Origin of the sequence: Polynucleobacter sp. MWH-Jannik1A5 (assembly GCF_018881795.1) — a bacterium.
Classification (GTDB): domain Bacteria; phylum Pseudomonadota; class Gammaproteobacteria; order Burkholderiales; family Burkholderiaceae; genus Polynucleobacter.
Map to the genome: position 1 here is coordinate 420,980 of NZ_JACVPQ010000001.1, position 21,046 is coordinate 442,025.

24 protein-coding genes are annotated in these 21,046 nt (G+C 45.6%); 16 read left to right on the top strand and 8 right to left on the bottom strand.

Going from position 1 to position 21,046, the window contains the following annotated elements; translation table 11 throughout:
* Positions 1–18 precede the first annotated feature (18 nt).
* Genes ICN23_RS02045 through ICN23_RS02065 form a run of 5 tightly spaced genes read left to right on the top strand, consistent with a single transcriptional unit; the run spans position 19 to position 3,873 of the window.
* On the top strand, positions 19–801 hold the full coding sequence (locus tag ICN23_RS02045) for a sulfurtransferase (RefSeq protein ID WP_216230692.1): 783 nt from the start codon (positions 19–21) through the stop codon (positions 799–801).
* A gap of 23 nt (positions 802–824) precedes the next feature.
* Positions 825–1,802 (top strand): D-2-hydroxyacid dehydrogenase family protein, encoded by a 978-nt coding sequence (locus tag ICN23_RS02050; RefSeq protein WP_216230693.1) that lies wholly within the window; start codon positions 825–827, stop codon positions 1,800–1,802.
* Positions 1,803–1,816: 14 nt separating this feature from the next.
* Complete coding sequence (locus ICN23_RS02055; RefSeq protein ID WP_216230694.1) at positions 1,817–2,362, top strand: chromate transporter; 546 nt, start codon at positions 1,817–1,819, stop codon at positions 2,360–2,362.
* Positions 2,359–2,880, top strand: a complete 522-nt coding sequence (locus ICN23_RS02060; protein ID WP_216230695.1) for a chromate transporter — start codon at positions 2,359–2,361, stop codon at positions 2,878–2,880. Before ICN23_RS02055 ends, ICN23_RS02060 begins: the two co-directional genes overlap by 4 nt.
* A 15-nt stretch (positions 2,881–2,895) precedes the next feature.
* Positions 2,896–3,873: a tripartite tricarboxylate transporter substrate binding protein gene (locus ICN23_RS02065; protein ID WP_216230696.1), complete on the top strand. Its 978-nt coding sequence runs from the start codon at positions 2,896–2,898 to the stop codon at positions 3,871–3,873.
* 41 nt (positions 3,874–3,914) lie between these two features.
* Here ICN23_RS02065 and crcB read toward each other — a convergent pair whose 3' ends face one another.
* Genes crcB through ICN23_RS02085 form a run of 4 tightly spaced genes read right to left on the bottom strand, consistent with a single transcriptional unit; the run spans position 3,915 to position 5,441 of the window.
* Positions 3,915–4,292 (bottom strand): fluoride efflux transporter CrcB, encoded by a 378-nt coding sequence (crcB, locus tag ICN23_RS02070; RefSeq protein ID WP_216230697.1) that lies wholly within the window; start codon positions 4,290–4,292, stop codon positions 3,915–3,917.
* Between the two features lie 10 nt (positions 4,293–4,302).
* Entirely contained in the window at positions 4,303–5,082 is a 780-nt protein-coding gene (ygiD, locus tag ICN23_RS02075) for a 4,5-DOPA dioxygenase extradiol (protein ID WP_216230698.1), read from the bottom strand.
* Between the two features lie 9 nt (positions 5,083–5,091).
* A complete protein-coding gene (locus tag ICN23_RS02080; protein ID WP_012358215.1) occupies positions 5,092–5,229 on the bottom strand; it encodes a hypothetical protein in 138 nt (45 codons plus the stop codon).
* A gap of 44 nt (positions 5,230–5,273) precedes the next feature.
* Complete coding sequence (locus ICN23_RS02085; RefSeq protein ID WP_216230699.1) at positions 5,274–5,441, bottom strand: hypothetical protein; 168 nt, start codon at positions 5,439–5,441, stop codon at positions 5,274–5,276.
* A 28-nt stretch (positions 5,442–5,469) separates the two neighbouring features.
* Here ICN23_RS02085 and ICN23_RS02090 point away from each other — a divergent pair, with 28 nt between their 5' ends.
* Entirely contained in the window at positions 5,470–6,132 is a 663-nt protein-coding gene (locus ICN23_RS02090) for a site-2 protease family protein (RefSeq protein WP_216230700.1), read from the top strand.
* A gap of 69 nt (positions 6,133–6,201) precedes the next feature.
* Positions 6,202–6,654 (top strand): cytochrome c, encoded by a 453-nt coding sequence (locus tag ICN23_RS02095; RefSeq protein ID WP_216230701.1) that lies wholly within the window; start codon positions 6,202–6,204, stop codon positions 6,652–6,654.
* 17 nt (positions 6,655–6,671) lie between these two features.
* Here the strand turns inward: ICN23_RS02095 and ICN23_RS02100 are convergent, their stop codons facing one another.
* Positions 6,672–7,352, bottom strand: a complete 681-nt coding sequence (locus ICN23_RS02100; protein WP_216230702.1) for a cytochrome b/b6 domain-containing protein — start codon at positions 7,350–7,352, stop codon at positions 6,672–6,674.
* Positions 7,353–7,395: 43 nt separating this feature from the next.
* Here ICN23_RS02100 and ICN23_RS02105 point away from each other — a divergent pair, with 43 nt between their 5' ends.
* The gene (locus ICN23_RS02105) at positions 7,396–8,601 is read left to right on the top strand and encodes an MFS transporter (RefSeq protein WP_216230703.1); all 1,206 of its coding nucleotides are present in this window, start codon (positions 7,396–7,398) and stop codon (positions 8,599–8,601) included.
* Positions 8,602–8,629: 28 nt separating this feature from the next.
* Here ICN23_RS02105 and ICN23_RS02110 read toward each other — a convergent pair whose 3' ends face one another.
* A complete protein-coding gene (locus tag ICN23_RS02110; protein WP_216230704.1) occupies positions 8,630–9,571 on the bottom strand; it encodes a 3-hydroxyacyl-CoA dehydrogenase family protein in 942 nt (313 codons plus the stop codon).
* A gap of 84 nt (positions 9,572–9,655) precedes the next feature.
* On the opposite strand from ICN23_RS02110, the gene ICN23_RS02115 reads away from it, so the two are divergent.
* The 4 genes from ICN23_RS02115 to ICN23_RS02130 all read left to right on the top strand — a co-directional run bounded on the left by ICN23_RS02115 (position 9,656) and on the right by ICN23_RS02130 (position 14,607).
* The gene (locus ICN23_RS02115) at positions 9,656–10,585 is read left to right on the top strand and encodes a 2-hydroxyacid dehydrogenase (RefSeq protein ID WP_216230705.1); all 930 of its coding nucleotides are present in this window, start codon (positions 9,656–9,658) and stop codon (positions 10,583–10,585) included.
* 15 nt (positions 10,586–10,600) lie between these two features.
* Positions 10,601–11,527 (top strand): dihydrodipicolinate synthase family protein, encoded by a 927-nt coding sequence (locus ICN23_RS02120; RefSeq protein ID WP_216230706.1) that lies wholly within the window; start codon positions 10,601–10,603, stop codon positions 11,525–11,527.
* A gap of 32 nt (positions 11,528–11,559) precedes the next feature.
* Positions 11,560–12,510, top strand: a complete 951-nt coding sequence (locus tag ICN23_RS02125) for a TAXI family TRAP transporter solute-binding subunit (RefSeq protein WP_216230707.1) — start codon at positions 11,560–11,562, stop codon at positions 12,508–12,510.
* Positions 12,511–12,594: 84 nt separating this feature from the next.
* Complete coding sequence (locus tag ICN23_RS02130; RefSeq protein WP_216230708.1) at positions 12,595–14,607, top strand: TRAP transporter fused permease subunit; 2,013 nt, start codon at positions 12,595–12,597, stop codon at positions 14,605–14,607.
* 90 nt (positions 14,608–14,697) lie between these two features.
* Here ICN23_RS02130 and ICN23_RS02135 read toward each other — a convergent pair whose 3' ends face one another.
* A complete protein-coding gene (locus ICN23_RS02135) occupies positions 14,698–15,831 on the bottom strand; it encodes a mandelate racemase/muconate lactonizing enzyme family protein (protein WP_216230709.1) in 1,134 nt (377 codons plus the stop codon).
* 105 nt (positions 15,832–15,936) lie between these two features.
* On the opposite strand from ICN23_RS02135, the gene ICN23_RS02140 reads away from it, so the two are divergent.
* Positions 15,937–16,863: a 3-hydroxyacyl-CoA dehydrogenase NAD-binding domain-containing protein gene (locus ICN23_RS02140; RefSeq protein ID WP_216230710.1), complete on the top strand. Its 927-nt coding sequence runs from the start codon at positions 15,937–15,939 to the stop codon at positions 16,861–16,863.
* Positions 16,864–16,927: 64 nt separating this feature from the next.
* A complete protein-coding gene (locus tag ICN23_RS02145; RefSeq protein WP_370624746.1) occupies positions 16,928–18,382 on the top strand; it encodes a M23 family metallopeptidase in 1,455 nt (484 codons plus the stop codon).
* Positions 18,383–18,471: 89 nt separating this feature from the next.
* Here the strand turns inward: ICN23_RS02145 and ICN23_RS02150 are convergent, their stop codons facing one another.
* Entirely contained in the window at positions 18,472–18,912 is a 441-nt protein-coding gene (locus ICN23_RS02150; RefSeq protein WP_216230711.1) for a universal stress protein, read from the bottom strand.
* A gap of 86 nt (positions 18,913–18,998) precedes the next feature.
* Between ICN23_RS02150 and ICN23_RS02155 the strand changes: the two genes are divergently transcribed.
* Positions 18,999–19,400 carry a DUF2177 family protein gene (locus ICN23_RS02155; RefSeq protein ID WP_216230712.1) on the top strand — a complete coding sequence of 134 codons (402 nt, stop codon included), beginning with the start codon at positions 18,999–19,001 and terminating at the stop codon, positions 19,398–19,400.
* Positions 19,401–19,418: 18 nt separating this feature from the next.
* Complete coding sequence (locus ICN23_RS02160; protein WP_216230713.1) at positions 19,419–21,044, top strand: SulP family inorganic anion transporter; 1,626 nt, start codon at positions 19,419–19,421, stop codon at positions 21,042–21,044.
* Positions 21,045–21,046: the final 2 nt, after the last annotated feature.

Below are 21,046 nucleotides of genomic sequence, written 5' to 3' on the forward strand. Positions count from 1 at the left end.
TAGCCAAGTGAGAGAAAAATGAAGTCGATTCTAAATATTGCCGCCTATTTATTTGTCAGCCTAGATGGCTTGCCAGAGCTTCGCGCCAAAATGCTCGATGAATGCAATACACGTCAATTGAAAGGCACCATCCTGTTAACGGGTGAGGGTATCAATATGTTCCTGGCTGGCAAGGCCGATGCACTTCGTGGATTTTTAGATTGGCTACGTCTTGATCCTCGCTTTGAACCACTCCAAGCAAAAGAAAGCTGGTCTGATGATCAGCCTTTCAAAAAGATGCTCATTAAACTCAAAAATGAAATCATTCGCATGAACCATCCGGCCATTCGTCCAGAAGAAGGTCGCGCCAACTTCATTAGCCCTAAAAAATTACAGGAGTGGTTGGATCGCGGCACCGATGATCTAGGTCGACCAGTTGTGATGGTTGATACACGTAATGCCTTTGAAGTCGACTACGGCACTTTTGAGAATGCTTTGCATTTCAATATTGAAAAATTTACAGAATTTCCTGCAGCAATTTCTGCTCATAAGGATGAGCTGGCAGATAAAACTTTAGTGAGCTTTTGTACCGGCGGAATTCGCTGTGAGAAATCAGGCCTCTACATGCGAGAGATTGGGATGCAACTTAGCTACCAATTGGAGGGGGGAATACTCAAGTACTTTGAGGAAGTAGGCTCTGCTCATTATCAAGGTAGCTGCTTTGTCTTTGATGAGCGTGAGGCCCTTGAGCCCAACCTGGACTCTATTCCCGTAGAGCGCTCTATTCGAAAAAAACTCCGCATGGACTCTTCAACAGATTAACTTACTGAAAGTATTCTTTATTCATGGCCTCATTACCTAATATCGTTGTTCTCGGTGACTATGAGCGTGCTCTACGCCGCTTTTCCAATTGGGATAAATTAGATCAACAAGCAAAGCTCACTATCTATCATGAGCCTTTACGTGATGAAGCCTTATACGAAGCCGTTAAGGACGCAGATGCGATCGCCATTGTCAGAGATCGATCCCCTTTTAATGAAGCCATGATTGCACGCTTACCTAAGCTCAAGTTTTTAATGTTTACCGGCGAACGCAATGGCACTCTAGAGGCATCTGCCTTAGTTTCCAGAAACATTCCAATGGCCTGCACTCCTGGCGGCCCTTCTAAAGAAACTACGGCAGAGCTGACTTGGGCATTAATTCTTGGTGCATCTAAGCGTTTGATTGAAGAAAATAAATTGATTGCATCTGGTGGATGGCGTGACGCGATGTCTGTGTTGCCCATGCTTTCGGGTGAGCGCCTAGGCATTATGGGGCTGGGTGCCATCGGCAGCCGCGTGGCTCGTGTGGGTGCTGCATTTGGTATGGAGGTTGTAGCATGGAGTCCACGCATGACCCCGGAACGCGCTGCAGCCGAAAACGCAACGGCAGTAAGTCTTGATGAGCTTCTAAAGACCTCTAAAGTAGTGTCCATGCATTTGGTAGCCGGCCCCGGCACAAAAGGTTTAATTAGCGCTGATCAACTAGCACTCATGCGTCCAGATTCTATTTTGGTGAACACCTCACGATCTGCGCTAATCAATATGTCAGATTTACAAAAAGCATTATCTGTCGGCCGGCCCGGTCAAGCTGCGGTAGATGTTTTTGATATTGAACCTCTTCCAGAAAAAGATGGGTTGCGCAACACTCCAAATTTACTTGTGACACCACATCTTGGGTTTATTGCTGAACCTATTTTTGCCACCTTCTCAAAAGGCATTACTGAGACTCTAGAAGCATGGTTAGAGAATAGGCCAGTACCACACCCCTTTAAGCCTCAATAAGTCATTATTGATAAATGCCGTCCACTCGACTAACCTCTCTTCAATTATTTATTAGCTTTAGCAAGATTGGTCTCTCTGGGTTTGGAGGCGTACTTCCCTGGGCCAGACGAACCTTGGTTGAGCGTGAAAAAATTCTGACTTCGGAAGAATTTAGCGCCATCCTTGGTATATGCCAAATCGTTCCTGGTCCAAATGTCGTAAATCTAGCCGTTTGTGTTGGATCCCGATTTGGCGGAGCAAGAGGTGCGGTTGCCGCTGTACTTGGCCTTACGCTTGGACCCATTGCAATTGTGATGTTATTGGCAACGCTTTATAAGCACTACAGTCATCTTGATACCGTCCAAGGAATCTTGCGTGGCATTTCTGCAGTGGGTGTGGGTCTGATCGCCTCCACCGGATTAAAGATGCTGCGCGATGAGTTTCGTTATCCCGCGATGTTATTGGTTGTCTTGGTCACAGTTCTTTCAGCCACCTATTTTCATTTGGGCTTAGGCTGGGTCGTATTAACTGCATCACCATTAGCCATCTTCTTGGCACGTAAAAAGGCTCTCAGAATATGAGTATGCTGTTGAGCCTATTTTTAAAGCTCTCCGTCTTCTCCATGATTGCATTTGGTGGTGTCAATGCGCTTTTGCCAGAGCTATTAAATTTAGCCGTCAATCAAGAGCGATGGATTGATCTACAAACTTTCTCAGATTACTTTGCAATAGCCCAAGCAGCCCCGGGACCGAATTTTATGACGGTGACCCTATTGGGCTGGCACATTTACGGCATTATTGGTGCGCTCGTTGCCACCTTTGCCATAGTATGGCCATCTTCTATCTTGATTTTTTTCTTACAGCGTTTCATCTTGGGAATTAAAGATCCCATTAAAAAGAAAGCTATTCAATACGCAGCAGCAGCACTAGCGATTGGACTAGTTTTATCTTCTGCCTGGGAAATCGCCCTACAAATTAACCATGGGACTGCCGCATACATCTTGACCATTGCCACCATTGGACTTACTGTGTTTACTCGCTGGCACCCACTCTATTTAATTGCTGTGGGTGGAGTTTTGGGCGTTCTAGGAATTATTTAATTGATCAAAAAAGATATGCGAATCATTCAACAGCTCTTTGCCCACTTACTGTGCCTGCTCGCATTTATATCAACAGTAGCTTTTGCTCAAAGCACTTATCCCACTAAGCCGATTAACTTTATTGTTCCTTATGGAGCGGGCGGAAGTGCAGACTCCAGAAGCCGTCAACTCGCTCAGAAGATGAGTCTCACCCTAAAGCAACCGATTGTGGTGGATAACAAACCAGGTGCAGGCGGAAACATTGGTACAGAGATGATTGCTCGTGCTGCTCCCGATGGATACACCATCGGCATGGGTAACTTTGCACCCATGGCAGTCAATAAAACACTCTTCGGCAATTTACGTTATGACCCTGAGACAGATTTAATCCCAATCATCCTTGTAGAAAAAGGCCCATTAGTATTGGTGGTCAATCCCAACTCACCTTTTAAAACGGTTCAAGATATTGTCGCGGCAGCAAAAGCAAAGCCGGGCGTTCTCACGTTTTCCTCCGGCGGTATTGGAGGCAGCCATCAACTCTCGGCAGAACTTTTTGAACTCAATGCTGGTATTCAGATGATTCATGTGCCATATAAAAGCGGGTCTGCTGCATTAACAGATCTAATGGCCGGTAATGTTGATCTGATGTTTGATCAAATGTATTCAGCAGTGCCAAGTATTAAGGCAGATAAGATTCGTCCGCTTGCCATTACTAGCAAGAAACGCTCCCCCTTACTTCCTAACGTACCCAGCTTTGCTGAATTAGGTTATCCCAAAGTAGAGGTACTTAATTGGCAAGGTCTCATCGCGCCCAAAGGAACATCTAAAGCCATTATTGATAAGCTCAATGCCGCAGCGAATGAAGCTCTTAAGGATCCTCAGTTGCGTGAACTGATGCTCTCTCAAGGGAATGAGATTGGCGGTGGGAATCCTGCGGAATTTGCTGCTCTCGTCAAATCCGAAGCAAGTAAATGGAGCGCAGTAGTGAAAAGCGCAAACATCAAGCCAGAGTAAAAAGGATGTAATGACAATAAAGGGGATCTAGGCCCCTTTATTTATTTCAGTGCTTGGTAGGTCAGAATACCTAAAAAGGTGAGAACCAGTGAACCAACTAAATTCAATAGTGCGGTACCTAAGGCCCAAGTAAATTCACCGCGCTGCATAAAGCCAACAACCTCAGCAGAAAAACTGGAGAAAGTGGTCAGGCCACCCAAAAAGCCGGTAACCACTAAAAGCTTCCATTCTGGCGAGAGGTGCGGGTTATTGCCAAAAAATGCTACCGCAATACCAATTAAATAACCGCCGACTATATTGGAGATAAAGGTTCCTAGAGGTAATGCAGATCCAACGCCAATCGTTAGAAAATTAAAGCCAGCCCTTAATAGAGCGCCTAAACCGGCTCCAAAGAAAATTGCAAAAATAGATAGCCACATAATCTGTTCTTTATTGAATGGAGAAACCCAACATACTGATTGAACTCATCTCGATACCATCAGAGTAGATTGTCACTTGCTCACCCTTCTCTTGTAAAGCCAGGGTATATAGAGCGGGCCAATAGTGTTCAGCGGTTGGTATCGACATATGAGCTGCGTCACCGTAGCGCTCCCAATCAATCAAAGGCTCATGGTGATTAGCACGTATTTCTGAGACAAAAAAGTCGTTGAAATCTTTTGCCCAAGGATAAGGTTCAGCATCTTCTTGCCAGTGAATGGTACGCAAGTTATGCACTACGTTACCACTGGATAGGATGAGAATGTTTTCATCACGTAATGGACGCAATTGCTTAGCCAACTCGTAATGCTCGCGCGCTGACATTGATCCGTCTAAACTCAACTGCACCACTGGTACATCCGCATCTGGGTAGAGATATTTAAGAACTGACCATGCACCATGGTCAATCCCCCATTCGTTTTCTTCAAGTACTACAGGAACATTCAATAACTCTTGCACGCGGTCTGCTAATGCAGGGCTGCCTGGTGCGGGATACTGAATATCGAAAAGGGCTTGCGGGAATCCGCCAAAGTCGTGAATTGTTTTAGGCTTAGGCATTGCAGTAACCCAAACACCTCGGGTTACCCAATGAGCCGAGATCACCAATATAGCGTCTGGGCGTTTGAATGTTTTTCCTAGAGCGGACCATGCCGCAGTAAAGCGGTTGGGCTCTATGGCGTACATCGGACTGCCATGGCCAGCAAATACTGCAGGTTGGCGATGGCTAGTCATTAATGCAGATTAACCGAATACGTAACCTGTGTGAGCTGCAACCAAAGCAAACAAAATAGCCAAGCTAGTAGCGGCGCCCAACATCACGATCAATGTAATGATCTTTTTGTTGATTTCTTCTTTTGATTCGTTATGCCATTCGTTCATGCTAAATCCTCTGTAAAGACATTAATGAGTGGGGTAATTATCCACTATCGACCGCGACCAGCCTTACGCATCATGCCTTTTCCACCGCCAAAGCCTGCCTGAGGCCTTCCAGCAGGTCCAGATGGGCCTTTTGGGACGGGTGGACGTGCTGGCGGCTTAGCAATTACTGTCTTAGCCGGGGTCTTTGAATCGGGTTTCTTTTCGTCAGTCACTTTGAGCTCCTATGGATATCATATTGCCATGATTACCGACTATTCTATCCAAGCTATCGCCATTAATGCGATTCCCCTGATTTTTGCCATCACTATTCACGAGGCAGCCCATGGCTACGCCGCCCGTCGATTTGGGGATAACACGGCATATATGCTGGGACGAGTCAGCCTAAACCCTGCCAAACATATAGACCCCGTCGGAACCATCTTGATCCCGTTAGTCTTGCTTCTGACTGGATCACCCTTTTTAGTCGGCTATGCCAAGCCAGTGCCTGTGAATTTTGGGCGCCTCAGAAACCCCAGAATTGACTCGATCTGGGTTGCCTTGGCAGGACCAGGATCCAATTTCATTCAGGCACTGATTTGGCTCATTCTATTAATTGGCTTGGTAGGTTTCGGGATCAATGAGAAATTTCTGATTTCTATGTCTCAAGCGGGCATTACCTGGAATTTGGGTTTACTCGTATTTAACCTATTCCCACTTCCTCCTCTGGATGGAGGTCGCGTACTGGCAAGCCTACTACCTGCCCGCCAATCAATTGCTCTAGGGAAGCTAGAGCCTTGGGGCTTTTTTATTGTGTTGGGACTGGTATTTACTGGGGTCATTAGTACTTTATGGATGACTCCCCTGATGAGCTTTTTTGAATGGCTCATCCTTTTGCTCACAAGCCCCTTAAGAATGATCTTTTAAAACGAGCGGAAAAGACTGTTCTGCGATATCCTGAATCCACTTAGTGCACCTCACCCCAGGAGAACAATCATGAAACTACAAAAATTCGTCTTAGCAAGTACCGCGGCTGTTTTAGCGATTGGCGCAGGAGTGGCATTTGCGCAATTTCAGAAACCAGAAGATGCTATTAAGTACCGCCAAAGTGCATTTACAGTAATGGCTAATTCCTTCGGGAAAATTGGTGCAGTTGTAAAAGGCGAAGCGCCATACAACAAAGATGAAGTTGCCAAGAATGCTGCAATCGTTGCAATGATGTCGACTTTGCCATGGCAAGCGTTTGGTCCAGGTACTGAGGGTGGTAAAGCACAACCAGGCGTTTGGTCTGATAACGCCAAGTTCAAAGCTGCAGGAGAGAAAATGCAGCTAGCCGTCGCCAACTTAAATGCTGCCGCTCAGTCTGGCGATCTTGAGAGCATTAAGAAAGCCTTTGGCGCAGCAGGTGCAACTTGCAAAGGTTGCCATGACGATTTTAAAAAGAAATAACCTAACTTTATTGGTGGTTACTTCGTAATAAAGTAACCCACTACCACTGCGATTAAGCTTAAGAGCAGTAAAGCAAAACCGCGCTGTAGCCCTCCATCCTTGGAGGCTCGACCCAAGTCAGTAGGCAAGTATTTAGCCTCCTCGCTTGGGTCAATTTCTTTATCGCCACTAATCATTGGCTTAATAAGATTTTCACCTTTAAATTTTTTGTAGAACCAGATCGCCGCAATATGAATAGTAATCAGCGTATAGATCACCACCTGATTGCCCTCATGAATCTGGGATAGAAATGAGCTTACCGAGCTAGATACATATTTTGCTAGCGGCCCCTGAAAGGAAATCTCATCATCCACAAACAAACCCGTTGTCACTTGTACGCACAATACAAAAAGCAATGCAAACACAGACAATGCGCCCACGGGGTTATGGCCAAGGACACGAGGTGATTTACCTTGCAGATAATCTAGGATAGATTTTTTATTCGGAAAGAAAGAGGCAAAACGTGCATGAGTAGAGCCTACAAAACCCCAAACGATTCTGAAGATCAATAAAGTTAAAACACTATAGCCAAAATACGCATGCCATTGAATGGCATTGCCACCTATATTGACACTAATAAAACTCCCCAAAATGCAAAGCACTAACAACCAGTGAAATAAACGGATTGGCAAATCCCATACGCGAATAGTTTTTTTCATATTTAAAGGATAACTCGCTTCTCCCTTAAAATGCAGAGAATTCATGAATCCCGGCAAAGCCTTTAGAACCTTACTGCTGTACCGCATTGGTGCAACACTGAGCTATCAAATTACGATGGTGGCGGTAGGCTGGCATCTTTATGAAATTACCAATAGCGTAGTTTCTCTGGGACTCATTGGTCTTGCGGAGCTTGTTCCCTACTTTGCGCTCGCCTTATATTCAGGCCATGCGGTTGATCATTACTCACGCAAATGGATTGCAGCAATCGCCTGCCTCATTCATATTGCGGTAGGTTTATTTTTAACCGCCATCGCACTGAACTGGCTGTCTCCGCCAGTGCCCTTGATCTATACCGCTGTTGCCTTTATCGGTGTTGGGCGAGCACTGTTAAGGCCGTCCTACCAAGCACTGTTTGGCCAGATCATTCCAAGAGATCAGCTTCCTCGTTACACGGCCTATGCATCTTCTGCGTTTCAGATTTGTGTAGTGACTGGTCCGGGACTGGGCGGCCTGATGATCGGCTTTGTAGGTCTCGAATGGACCTACTTGCTCGCTGCATTATGTGGAGCAATTGGCTTATACGGAATCACTTTTATCACTGCTGCACAAGAGAAGTCGAGCAATTTATCCGGTCACTTCTTAAAGAGTTTTTTAGAAGGCTTTCATTACGTCAGAAAACATGAACTCATCTTGAGCATCATGGCACTCGACATGTTTGCTGTTTTATTTGGTGGAGCTGTTTCCATATTGCCCGCCTTTGTTAAAGAAGTGCTCAATGCAGGACCGGAGACACTGGGAATATTGCGAGCCGCACCTGCAGCTGGCGCTGTGATTACCGGCATCTACTTAGCCCGACGCCCAATCCTGACAGATTCAGGAAAGCACTTGCTAATCTCAGTTGCTGGATTTGGTGCAGCCATCATTGCCTTTGGCATCTCCAGCAATTTATGGTTGTGCGCCCTCTTCTTATTTATTTCTGGATGCTTTGATTCTGTTTCAGTCGTGATCCGGGGTAGCATCATGCAGCTCACGACACCCGATCATATGCGCGGCAGAATTAGTGCCATCAATGGGATATTTATTGGCTCATCCAATGAATTGGGTGCTCTTGAGTCTGGCATTGCAGCTAGCATGATGGGCTTAGTGCCATCCATCGTATTTGGCGGGGTTGCGACGATTGCAATCGTTTTGATTACGCATCGCCTTGCCCCGCACCTTAGTAAACTACATTTAAAAGATATCTCTTAAAGTAATTTGCTAAATTGCTAACTTGCCATTATTTAATTTCTGGCAAGTCTTTCTGAATAATCTTTAGTCCAGCGCGCAAGGCATTTTGATAACGCTCACGCTCTGCTTTAATAGATTCAGCGGTCCATGTGAAAAAGCCTTCGCCAGTTTTCATCCCAAACTTACCGCTAGCAATGCGATCGCTTAGACACTTTGCGATCGTTGGGGAGTTATTGAGCGTAGGGTAAATGGTTGCTCCACCAGCGCCATGCACCTCAAGACCCGCATGATCTCTTTGCATGGCTGGACCAGCCGCGATATAGCGAAATCCAAAACCAAAGCGAACTGCTTTATCGATATCTTCAGGCGTACATATTCCCTCGTCAACCATGGCGAAGGCCTCACGCGATAAGGCATGCTGCAAACGATTAGCCAAAAATCCAGGAAGATCCTTTTTGACAGTCACTGGCACCATGCCACAAGCAGTCATTAATCGTGAGAGGCTTTCACCAACCATTGGAGAAGTTTTTTGACCATAGACCACTTCTACACAAGGCACTAAATGTGCGGGCATAAAAAAATGTAGGCCTATCATTCGAGCAGACGTCCTAAGACCGCTTGCGATTTCGCTTATAGGAAAGCTCGTACTATTACTCGCTAACACTGCTTCGGGCTTCGCATACTGCTCAAGCTTGGCAAATAACTCTCGCTTGATATCTAAACGCTCAGGCACGCACTCAATCACCAAATCAATATCGGACCAATCGACCTCTTCAAGGGTGCCGGCAATAGAGAGTAAATGAGTACGATGCTCATAGCCAAGTTCAGCCATGGTGTTTGCAAAGTAATCGGGAAGAAGGGCTCGTCTCTCGGTTGTTGGCTCAACTACCTGTACGGCACAACCGCCTCGTGCACATACCGCCGCAACGTCTGCACCCATCGTGCCACCACCAACAATCACCACCTTGGTTTCGGCTGGCGTAAATAACATGAATGCTCTCCTAAAGGCTGCCGACTTTTTCTGAAAAATCCTCTTACAATGGGGTCATTATTTCAATAAAAAAGCTAGTGAGACATGATCCCCGTCAATTCGGTGCTGCAGGTCGGCCATTTCCCTGAAATTATGCAAGCAGAGGTTGATCGGCGCTTTACCCCCACTTATCATCCCGATCCACAGGCGCCAGCTCCTGCCGGAAACTTTCAGGCTATTTTGATTCGCTCAAATACCAAGCTTCCAGAAGCATTGGTTCGGCAAATTCCCAGTATTCGTATGGTTGCAACCTGTGGGGTTGGTTATGACAATCTGCCCTTGGACTATCTAAAGGCTAATGGTATCAAGGCAAGCAATACGCCAGGCGTCTTAAATGATGCTGTCTGCGAACTTGCTATTGGCATGATGCTCGCCTTGTTGCGGCAAATTCCAGAAGCACAGGAATACGTAAAAAGCACTGCTTGGTCAAAAGCACCTTTCAGAATCACCACCACCTTGGCTGGAAAACGCGTAGGCATTGCAGGCATGGGTCGAATTGGCCAGGACTTAGCCGAACGCTTGAAGCCTTTTAAGGTGGAAATTGCGTATTCAGGGCCCAATAAAAAGGTGCTCCCTTATACCTACCATCGAGAAATCAAGGATTTAGCTAAAGCCTGTGACATCCTATTTTTAGCATGCCCGGCTACTCCCGAGACTAACAAGATGGTCAGCGCTGAGGTACTCGAGGCTTTGGGGCCTTCTGGCTTTTTAATTAACATTGCCCGAGGTAGCGTGGTTGATGAGGATGCTCTTTTATATGCGCTGCAGCATATAAAGATTGCCGGCGCTGCTTTGGATGTTTTTGAAAATGAACCCACTCCAAACAAAGCTTTTTTAAATCTTGATAATGTATTGTTAACACCACATATTGGTAGTGCTACCTCGGAAACACGGATAGCCATGACCAACTTAGCTGTAGATAATTTAGAAGCCTTCTTTAAACAACAACCACTTCCATCGGAAGTGAATAACTAGAAAAACGGAGCCAGCATGACGATTTCCCTGCACCCATCCACCTTACCCGCGGTGCTATCCCCTGTTCTGACGCCATTTAAGGCAGATGGCAGCCCGGATGCTCCCAAGTTATTAAAGCAATGTAAATGGCTAGAGGCCAATGGCGTTGGCCAAGCCATCTTTGGTACAAACTCTGAAGCCAACTCTATGTCAGCTCCGCAGAAGATGAGTACCCTGACAACACTTATTGAGGGCGGCTTAAGTCCCGACCACCTCATGCCAGGTACTGGTGCTACATCGATTGATGCTACTGTCAACATGACACGCCACGCAGTGAACCACAAATGTGCCGGCGTATTAATGTTGCCACCCTTCTATTACAAAGACGTTTCTGATGACGGCCTATTTGCTTACTTCTCTGAAGTGATTCAAAAGGTCGGCAGTGCAGCGCTGCAGATTTACATCTACAACATCCCACCTGTTACCAAAATTAATTTAAGCCTCTCTTTATTAGAGCGCTTAACAAAAGAGTATCCAAAGACCATTGTTGGTATGAAAGATAGCTCTGGTGATTGGTCTTATACAGAATCCGTCATTAAATTATTAGCGCCGCACGGCTTCCGTGTATATGCTGGTAGCGAAGTATTCTTGATGCGCGCCTTACGTGCTGGTGGTGTTGGCTGTATTTCAGCTACCGCCAATGTGAACCCGAAAGCAATTGCTGATTTAGCGGCGCACTGGAGAGAGTCTAATGCTGATGAGCGTCAAGCCGGTCTAGATCAAGTACGCGGAATTTTTGCTAAATACCAAATGATTGCTGGCATGAAGACTGCAGTTGCACATTACAGCAAAGATCCAGAGTGGCTCAGAGTGCGTCCACCACTCATGCAATTAACCGCTGAGCAACAAGCTCAGTTACTCAGTGAACTTCAACAGATTAACTTTAGTATGCCGGGCCTGTAATTTAAAAATATAAAATTTATTAGGAGACAAAAATGAAACTACTTAAAGTCATTGCTTTATCGCTCAGTTTTCTTTGCGCGAGCGTGAACGCTCAAAATATTTCTATTGCAACCGGTGGTACAGGCGGAGTTTACTACCCTATGGGTGGTGGACTTGCCTCAGTACTCTCTAGCAAAGTTCCTGGAATGTCTGCTACAGCCGAGGTTACAGGTGGCTCAGTAGATAACTTGAAATTGATTGGCACAGGCAAGCCTTATGTTGGCTTCTCTATGGCTGATGCTGCCAAGGATGCAACTAGCGGTGTTGATAAATTCAAAGATAAGCCAATTGAAGTACGCACATTGCTGATTCTTTATCCAAACTTGATGCACGTTGCAACAGTAGAGTCCACTGGTATTAAAACCATGGCTGACCTCAAAGGCAAACGCGTCAGCACTGGATCTCCTGGTAGCGCCACAGAAGTCATGGCATTCCGTCTTCTTGAGGCAGCCGGTCTAGATCCAACCAAGGACATCAAGCGCGAGCGCTTGAGCGTTGCTGAATCTGTAAATGCAGTAAAAGATCGCAAGATTGATGCATTCTTCTGGGTTGGTGGCTTACCTACTGCTGCGGTAACTGATTTAGCGAATAGCCCTGGCATGAAGATTGTCATGGTGGATACATCAGCTGAAGTGCCAGCAATGAATAAGAAATACGGTAACTTGTATTTCCCATCCCTCATTACTAAACAGACCTATAGCGGTATGGCCAAAGACAATAATGTTGCTGCAGTTGCAAACTTATTGGTTGTGAATGCATCCATGTCAGATGATGAGGCTTACAAAATCGTGAAGGCCGTCTTTGACAATCAACTCGAGTTAGTTCGCTCACATGCTGAATACCGCAATGTCAAACTGGATGCTCAAAAAGCAAATGCAACACCAGTTCCATACCATCCAGGCGCCTTAAAGTACTTTAAGGAAAAAGGAATCAAAGTAAATTGAGTAAGCATTTGTAGTCAGGGGTGAGTCAAACTCACCCCTTTTTGCTTTAAAGTAGCGCATAAATATAAATAAATAGGTTGAGACATGAATCAAAACGTTATCGATAACGAGACCCAGGAAAAATTAGACGCCTTTATCAAACAAGAAGAAGGCGACTCTAACGATTACAAAGGTCTACTAGCCAAGTTCATTACTCTAGTTGCAGTGGGCATGTCTTTATTTCATCTTTATGCTGCTTACTCTATCGTTCCAACTCAACAGCTCCGCGTTATTCACGTTGCGCTCGTACTGTTTCTGGTTTTCTTAAGTTTTCCGATAGCGGCACGTTTCAAAAATCGTCTCATGATCTGGGATGTGATATTCGCTTTAGGCTCTGTAGCAATTGCTTATTACATCCTTGGTGGCGGCGATGATTTCATGGACAGAAATACCGCGCCCAACTCTACTGATGTGATGATTGGTATTGGTTTGATTTTGTTGATTCTTGAAAGTGTCCGCAGAACGAATGGCATGGTATTGGTGACCGTTACCGTTCTATTTTTGCTATACGCCTTATTTGGTAACTACTTACCGGCGCCCTGGACCCATAAAGGTTATGGTCTAGATCGCTTAGTGGGTTATATGTACATGACCCTTGAGGGTATTTATGGCACTGCTGTAGATGTCTCCGCAACCCTCATTATTCTCTTCACTATTTTTGGCGCCTTCTTGCAATTCACAGGCGCAGGTAAATTCTTTATTGATTTCTCATTCGCTGCTATGGGCGGAAAATCCTCTGGCGTAGGCAGAACTATTGTGATGTCCTCATTCCTGCTTGGCGGACCATCAGGTTCAGGCGTTGCTACTACAGTGACTGTTGGCTCAGTCGCCGCCCCAATGCTAGATAAAGTAGGTTACGAAAAGAATGCAGCTGGCGGTCTTTTAGCGGCAGGTGGTCTAGGCGCCATTATTTCTCCGCCGGTATTAGGTGCAGCAGCTTTCTTGATTGCGGACTTTTTAAAGATTTCCTATTTAGATGTGTTGCTGATGGCAACCATTCCTACGATTCTTTTTTATCTTGGCTTGTTTGTCATGGTAGAAATTGATGTTCGTAAATACGGCATGAAGAGCATTCAGTTCTCATCAGCTGAAACAGCGTGGCAACTCACTAAAAAATATTGGTTCCACTTTTTCTCATTGATCTCCATCGTTGTCTTTATGTTGATGGGCTTCTCTCCTGTCATGTCGGTATTTTGGGCAACCGTTGTATCCGCCCTCTCCAGCATGTTGCGCGAAGACACTGCCATCATTCCTTGGGCATGGTTTAAAGGTAAAGAGCCCATCGTCAAAGGGCTTTACAACTCGAATCTGACAAAGGCGCTTGCCTCAGGATCAACCGGCGTGTTGGCAATTGCCGCCACCTGCGCAGGCGCTGGCCTGATCGTAGGAACCGTTACCTTGACCGGTCTTGGTCTTAAATTTAGCTCGATTGTGATTCAGTACGCAGGCGGATCACTTTTGTTAACAACCATCTTTACTGCTTTAGTAGTTTGGGTAGTTGGCCTAGCCGTTCCAGTGACAGCTTCATACATTATTTGCGCGGTGATCGCAGCACCCGCACTCATTAATTTAGGCGTGCCTGCTTTTGCCGCTCATATGTTTATTTTCTATTACGCAGTACTTTCTGAAGTATCGCCACCGACTGCACTCTCCCCTTTTGCGGCGGCTGCAATTTGTAAAGGCAATCCCTATAAGACCACCTTACAAACCTGGAAGTATGTTGCGCCAGCAATCCTGGTTCCATTCATGTTTGTATTAGATAAATCTGGTGTGAGCTTGTTGCTGATGGGATCCACTACCGCACTTGAACAGGCAGACTGGTCACAAATTGCCTGGGTCTCATTTACAGCCGTAGTTGGAATCATTTGCTTGGCCGGAGGGTTACAGGGCTGGTTCATCGAGAAAACCAAAATCTTTGAACGCGTCATTATGGTGATCTCTGGGGTTGCCCTTGCCTACCCATCTACCGAAGCAGACTTAATCGGCTTCGTTGGATTTGGCTTGGTTCTAGTCACTCAAACTATTACGCATTTCAAACTCAATCCAAGATCCTCTTAGGCAGTATTTTTATCCTAATGGAAAAAGGTAGTTCCCATAAACAATACAGCCCGCAACTGCGGGCTGTATTGTTTCTATGCAAAAGTGAACTTAAGAGATCTTGCTCCATACAGTCTTACCTGCGTACTTCTTCACAGCCGCCTCATCAAATTCAAAGCCTAAGCCAGGGGTTTTATGCAATATCAAATCGCCATTCTTAAAAGCGAGTTGCTTATTAATCAATCTGCGGAAGTTGAGCACTTGGTCATCCAAGAAAAATTCAACAAAGCGCGCATTAGGAGTAGCGGCTACTAATGGTGCATGCAGGTCATGCATCCAGTGTGGACAAACTATCACCCCTTTTAAATCAGCGTATGCAGAAATGCGCCTCCACTCGGTAATGCCACCGCAGACAGCAGCATCAGATTGCAAAATAGCAGCGCCACCAGCATCAATTAACTCTCTAAAGCGCCAACGTCCCGCTTCCATTTCGCCAGTGGCAACATTAATCTTGGTTTGACGTGCTAATGCGGCATGCAAATCAATCGCATCCGGTGAGAAAGGCTCCTCAATCCAATATGGGTTGTAAGCCTCAAAGCGACGAACATACTCAAGAGCAGTTGGCAGATCGCGCCAGGCATTATTGGCATCCAATGTGAGCAAAACATCCTCACCTACCGCCTTGCGAGCAGCCTTAACTCTGGCCTCCTCTTCGGATGGAGATAGGCGACCCACCTTCATCTTCACAGCTTTAAAGCCCTGCTTAACGTATGACTCCATCTCTTTGCCAAGCTTGGCAGGAGTCTTACCCTCAAGGTAGTAGCCGCCGCTAGCATAGGCCGGCACTCGATCGTCTACAACTGATCCGAGGTATTGATGCAAAGGCAAACCTACGGAACGCGCATTGAGATCCCATAAAGCGGTATCCAAAATAGAGATCCCACGCATGACTGCACCTGTGCGGCCCTGCAAGATAGATTCGTTATACATATCCATCCATAGGCCTTCACTGCGGTGGCTATTTTGACCAATGAGTTTAGGGGCCAATAATTGCTCTACAGCAACCTTAGCGATATCCCCACCGGCACTACCAACATAGCAAAAGCCGATACCTTCGTTGCCATCTTTACCGCGCACTTTGACTAGGCAATAGTGACGCTCAGAAACGGTGCGAGTAGAAAATGAAGTGACTTTATCCAAGGGAACTGCCACAGAAGCAACTTGGATGGATTCAATAATCGGCATCTAAACTCCTTAATCAAAAAATGATTGTATCCAGAATTTAAATTGCCGGCAGGAGCGCAAATAAGGAATAATCAACCCATTCCTTTCAGCGCACGTAGGTTAAAAATGAGCAAAGTAGTTGTCATCGGAACTGGGACCATGGGAGTTGGTATTGCTGCTGGGTTCTTGGCTAGCGGAACCAACATTGTTATGCTTGGTCGCAGCGCAGAAAAGGCTGCAGCCTGCCTCGAATCCATTCAGTTATGTGCAAATTCAATTAATTCTGAATGGCCTAAGCAAAGCCCATCACTACAAAGCGACACTATTACAGCCTGGCAAGACTGGAATGATGTCGATTTTGTAATTGAAACAGTATCCGAACAGTTGCAACTAAAGCAAGACATCTTTACTTCACTAGATCAGAGAGTGCCACCTCATATTCCGATTGGCAGCAATAGCTCGGGCTTCCCAATTAGCGATATTGCTAAAGATCTTCCAACAGCGCATCGCATGTTTAATGCTCACTACTTCATGCCAGCGCATATCGTACCGCTAGTAGAAATTGTTGCTGGGCAACATTCTGATTTAGCCTTAGCAGAAAAACTCTGCCAGTTTTATCGTGATCATGGAAAAAAACCTGTACTCGTTAAAAAAGATATTCCAGGATTTTTAGCAAACCGCATTCAACATGCATTAATGCGTGAAGCACTCTCCCTTGTTGAGGAGGGCATAGCCACGCCTGACGATATTGATACCGCAGTTCGCTATAGCTTTGGGTTTCGCTATGCCGCAGTTGGACCTATGACTCAAAAGGAAATTTCCGGCTGGGAAGGTATGACCTTAGCCGCAGAATTGATATACCCCTCTTTATCCAACATCACCCAGCCCCCAAGTTGTGTAACCAATTTAGTGAAAAGTGGCAAAACTGGCATTGCCAAAGGCGCAGGTTTTAAGGTCTGGCCAGCTGATCAAGCAGCCCTGATGAAACAGAACTACGAGCAAAGACTAAAGGCAGCTTTTGAAGTTCTCAAGATTGCGCCTGACCAGGAATAGATATATTTGCTGCAGCACAACATATTTATTCGTCCAGGCTTTCACATTATTAGATAATTGAGGGGTGAATACAAAAGCATCTTTTAGATCCCTGTTCAGTAGGGCTGTAATTACTTTGTCTGGCTGCGCCTTTCTGAGCACAACCCCAGGCTTGGTTTATGCGCAAAGTAATCAAGCCCAAAATGCCAACCAAGCACGCAACAAGATCACCGTACAAACCACCAAACAAGTTGGCTTGAAAGATAAGTCTGCGGGTGCTAACACCAAAACGAGCAGCATGAGCCTAAACCCGGCGCTCTTTCAGAGAAAAGCGCCAGATGAACTCATGCTCGATAACGACTCGAACCTAGACTATCGAGTCAATCAAGGCTGTCTGCGACGCAGCTTTAGTGAAGATAGCCTACCCGCAAGTATTGGCATCGATAACCCCCAGTTTGCTGAGTTCTTTAAAAATCAGACGAAAACTTTTTTTGATCATATGCGTGGAGATTGCATTCCTTATGCAGTTGCCTTCGGAAGTCGTAATCGATTTGATTCACTGAGCATCATGAATGGCCCAATCCAAGATAGTAAAACTGAAGTTTGGACATTTACACCTTCAGCAGTTGGTGGATTTTTAATTCAACAAGACTTTCTGCGAGATGAATCTAAGCGTCTCACTGAAATTCGAATTCCTTTGAGAGATGTTTTATATGATCCGCGCAAAGTAAATGATCAATTACCAGTAGAGCTTGTTTGGGAATTGAACTCTCTGATTAAGCAAATTTATCCCGAAGAAAATAATTCTCTTGAAAATACCAATAGCGTCGTACGCTTAATAGTGGACTTTGGTGATCGTGAAAAATGGGCGCAAATTTGGGCAGCAGAAATTATTGATCCCACCACTAAAGAGGTATATGCGAATGCTTTTTGGCTAGAGCGCAATGACATTCCGGGCGGTTTCTTTACTGGATCCGGCGAATCCCTCGAGCGCTCTTTCTGGACTAACCCATTAAGCTATCGCCGTATTTCACGGGGCGTTGGCATGGTCAAAGCCTCTTCTGGCAAGCGTGGCAAGGCGCCTGCAGCGACAGCTAAAACCGCGCCCGCAACCCCACCCCCTCAGACCAAACAGCGTTATCGCGCTCATATGGGCATCGATTACTCTGCGCCAACTGGCACGCCCGTGTTTAGTGTTGCCAACGGTAGGGTGGCTCATATCAGCTACAGCGGTGCATTTGGAAACCTCATTATTTTGGAGCATCCAGGCAATTACCATACCTACTATGCACACTTAAGCGGCTACAACGTAGAGCTTGGATTGGGCAATGAAGTGCGACGCGGATTAGAAATTGGTTATGTAGGATCAACCGGTAGATCCACTGGGCCACATCTTCATTATGAATTGAGAAAAAATGGTATCTATATAGATCCTTATGCGCCCAAGACTCAACTCGATTTGTGGTCTATGCGTGATAACGAAAGTGGTCAGCTGACTAAAGAAATACTGTTACTTGGCAGCCCAATCAAAAATAACTAAGGCCCATTGCTAGTCAGTTATTTGAATTTCTTCTTCACTTAGAAATAAAAAAGGGTCCGCTTGGACCCTTTTTGCTGAGCACTAAGAAATTAACCCAAAACTAATACTGGCAGTTTTGAATGCACGATCACTTCGTGCGTCTCACTACCTAACAAGATGCTTTTAATTCCCGTGCGCTTATGGGAGGCCATGACAATCACATCGGCCTTCGCTTTTTTGGCGCCATCCAAAATACCTTCGGATAAATTGCTATTAGCGATATGCAGGCTTTTGACTTTCAGGCCAGTACCAAGCGCAGTCGTTGCTTTCTTAAATACGTCTTTCGCATAAGCCTCACAAACCTTGGAGTGCTCCTTTTGCGTGATTCCATAACCCATAGTGCTATCCGAATAGACCATTGGGGGCAAGGGATCAGAAACATACACTAGCGTTACTGCCGGGCCATCAGCCTTAGCAAGTGCAGCAACCTTCTTCAAGGATTTTTTACTGACATCTGAACCATCTACGGGTACCAATAAATGCTTAAACATGTTTACTCCCTTCAAATTGAACTACTCGACTACTCTTTCCATCATAATGCTAATTATTGGCCTATAAAAGAATAAAGGTAACTTAATTGCTCAAGAATTTTGCTATCTACCTCTCGTTTTTAGTCGCTTTAATCGCAATTGATTTGGTATGGCTTTTGGGTATCGCAAAAAACCTCTACCGTGATCAGATGGGCGACTTGATGGCGAGCGAACCAAAGCTCATAGCAGGACTTGCCTTCTACTTACTCTATGCTCTTGGGGTCTGTATTTTTGTTATTGTTCCAGCGCTCTCAAAACAGTCTTGGCTATATGCGCTGCAATATGGTGCCTTGTTCGGTCTATTCTGCTATATGACATACGACCTTACCAATCTTGCAGTGATCAGAGGTTTCCCAACACAACTTGCTTTGATTGACATCGCATGGGGTAGCTTTGTTACAGCCGTATGTTCAGGAATCGCATACTGGGTTGGTAACCGCATCTCATAGCGTATTAATATTTAACCTATGTTTTTTCGCCCACGATTATTAGATTCATTTAACGGCTACAACCGCACCCTTTTCACAAAGGATGTTTTGGCTGGATTGACGGTTGGCGTTGTTGCACTTCCACTGGCTATGGCTTTTGCGATTGCCAGCGGACTAAAACCTGAAGCGGGCATTTTCACCGCCATCATTGCTGGTGGCCTTATTTCGCTTCTTGGTGGTAGCCGCGTTCAAATTGGCGGTCCAGCTGGCGCCTTCATTGTCATCGTGTACGGCATTGTTGAGCGTTATGGCGTACCCAATTTATTGCTAGCAACTGCCATGTCTGGTGTATTTCTATTTCTGATGGGCATGTTTCGTCTTGGTACCTTAGTACGCTTCATTCCTATCGCCGTCATTATTGGCTTCACGAATGGCATCGCCTTTTTGATTGGCCTGTCTCAAATCAAAGACTTCTTTGGGCTTCAGATTGAAAAAATGCCCGCCCATTTTTTTGAGGCCGTTCATGCGCTGTATTTAGCTGCTGATACTTTTAATCCAATAGCACTTGGGGTGGCTTCTGGCAGTCTCGCTTTATTAATTTTTTGGAAGTTATTTCAGAGTCGCCTAGGATGGCTATCGCATCTTCCAGGCACAGTAGTAACAATGGTTCTGGCAACCATGGTTACAAGCGTTTTTAGCTTACCGGTCGAAACTATCGGCAGTCGCTTTGGCGGCATCCCTTCTGGACTTCCTTCGTTTGAATGGCTTCCTATTAACTGGGATAGCGCCCAATATATGATTGCACCAGCCTTAACACTCGCATTGCTAGGTGCCATTGAATCCTTGCTCTGTGCACGTATTGCTGATGGCCTCATTCATGATCGTCATGAATCCAATCAAGAACTAATGGCCCAAGGTATTGCCAATTTCACGATTCCATTCTTTGGTGGCATGCCAGCTACAGGCACAATTGCGCGCACCGTTACCAATGTAGAAAGTGGCGCATCTACTCCGATTGCTGGCCTTGTACATGCAGTCACTTTGCTCATCATTGTTTTATTTGGGGCGCCTCTTGCCAAAAATATTCCACTGGCTAGTCTTGCTGCCATTTTGATGTATGTTGCCTGGAATATGGGAGAGTGGAGAAAGTTTATAGACCTCAAACAATTTCGCCTTCCATATCGCATTACTATTTTAAGTGTCTTTATTTTGACTGTTGTCCTGGATCTCACCATCGCAGTTCAGGTGGGTTTACTGCTTGCTTTTATCACTTTTATTTACCGGATCTCTAGCTTATCGCGCTGCGAGATTGCTTTAGCGAGTGACTTCCCTGGATTAAGCAACCAGCAAGGCCGTATTGATGCGTACCGCATTCATGGGGCAATCTTTTTTGGCGCAGTGAAGCTGTTAGAAAAGATAGAGGCAAATTTACCTTCACATACCCTGTTACTTGATTTAAAGAATGTAATCTACATTGATACTTCCGGCATGGATACGATCATGGAGCTTGCACATCTCTGTAAGATTCGTAATATCCGCCTGCTAATTTGTGGCTTGGCACATCAGCCACTTGAGATGGCTGAACGCAGCAACTTCATTGCTACGCTTCCGCCAGACTCTTTCTACCCTGACCTAATTTCTGGGATTGAAGCAGCGACAACTTAAAG

Coding starts and splice junctions, on each gene's coding strand:
- ICN23_RS02135 (WP_216230709.1), bottom strand. CDS start 15,831: ATGCCGATTATTGAATCCATCCAAGTTGCTTCTGTGGCAGTTCCCTTG.
- ICN23_RS02120 (WP_216230706.1), top strand. CDS start 10,601: ATGACGATTTCCCTGCACCCATCCACCTTACCCGCGGTGCTATCCCCT.
- ICN23_RS02150 (WP_216230711.1), bottom strand. CDS start 18,912: ATGTTTAAGCATTTATTGGTACCCGTAGATGGTTCAGATGTCAGTAAA.
- ICN23_RS02060 (WP_216230695.1), top strand. CDS start 2,359: ATGAGTATGCTGTTGAGCCTATTTTTAAAGCTCTCCGTCTTCTCCATG.
- ICN23_RS02100 (WP_216230702.1), bottom strand. CDS start 7,352: ATGAAAAAAACTATTCGCGTATGGGATTTGCCAATCCGTTTATTTCAC.
- ICN23_RS02095 (WP_216230701.1), top strand. CDS start 6,202: ATGAAACTACAAAAATTCGTCTTAGCAAGTACCGCGGCTGTTTTAGCG.
- ICN23_RS02115 (WP_216230705.1), top strand. CDS start 9,656: ATGATCCCCGTCAATTCGGTGCTGCAGGTCGGCCATTTCCCTGAAATT.
- ICN23_RS02055 (WP_216230694.1), top strand. CDS start 1,817: ATGCCGTCCACTCGACTAACCTCTCTTCAATTATTTATTAGCTTTAGC.
- ygiD (WP_216230698.1), bottom strand. CDS start 5,082: ATGACTAGCCATCGCCAACCTGCAGTATTTGCTGGCCATGGCAGTCCG.
- ICN23_RS02160 (WP_216230713.1), top strand. CDS start 19,419: ATGTTTTTTCGCCCACGATTATTAGATTCATTTAACGGCTACAACCGC.
- ICN23_RS02130 (WP_216230708.1), top strand. CDS start 12,595: ATGAATCAAAACGTTATCGATAACGAGACCCAGGAAAAATTAGACGCC.
- ICN23_RS02065 (WP_216230696.1), top strand. CDS start 2,896: ATGCGAATCATTCAACAGCTCTTTGCCCACTTACTGTGCCTGCTCGCA.
- ICN23_RS02140 (WP_216230710.1), top strand. CDS start 15,937: ATGAGCAAAGTAGTTGTCATCGGAACTGGGACCATGGGAGTTGGTATT.
- ICN23_RS02090 (WP_216230700.1), top strand. CDS start 5,470: ATGATTACCGACTATTCTATCCAAGCTATCGCCATTAATGCGATTCCC.
- ICN23_RS02105 (WP_216230703.1), top strand. CDS start 7,396: ATGAATCCCGGCAAAGCCTTTAGAACCTTACTGCTGTACCGCATTGGT.
- ICN23_RS02080 (WP_012358215.1), bottom strand. CDS start 5,229: ATGAACGAATGGCATAACGAATCAAAAGAAGAAATCAACAAAAAGATC.
- ICN23_RS02045 (WP_216230692.1), top strand. CDS start 19: ATGAAGTCGATTCTAAATATTGCCGCCTATTTATTTGTCAGCCTAGAT.
- ICN23_RS02110 (WP_216230704.1), bottom strand. CDS start 9,571: ATGTTATTTACGCCAGCCGAAACCAAGGTGGTGATTGTTGGTGGTGGC.
- ICN23_RS02125 (WP_216230707.1), top strand. CDS start 11,560: ATGAAACTACTTAAAGTCATTGCTTTATCGCTCAGTTTTCTTTGCGCG.
- crcB (WP_216230697.1), bottom strand. CDS start 4,292: ATGTGGCTATCTATTTTTGCAATTTTCTTTGGAGCCGGTTTAGGCGCT.
- ICN23_RS02050 (WP_216230693.1), top strand. CDS start 825: ATGGCCTCATTACCTAATATCGTTGTTCTCGGTGACTATGAGCGTGCT.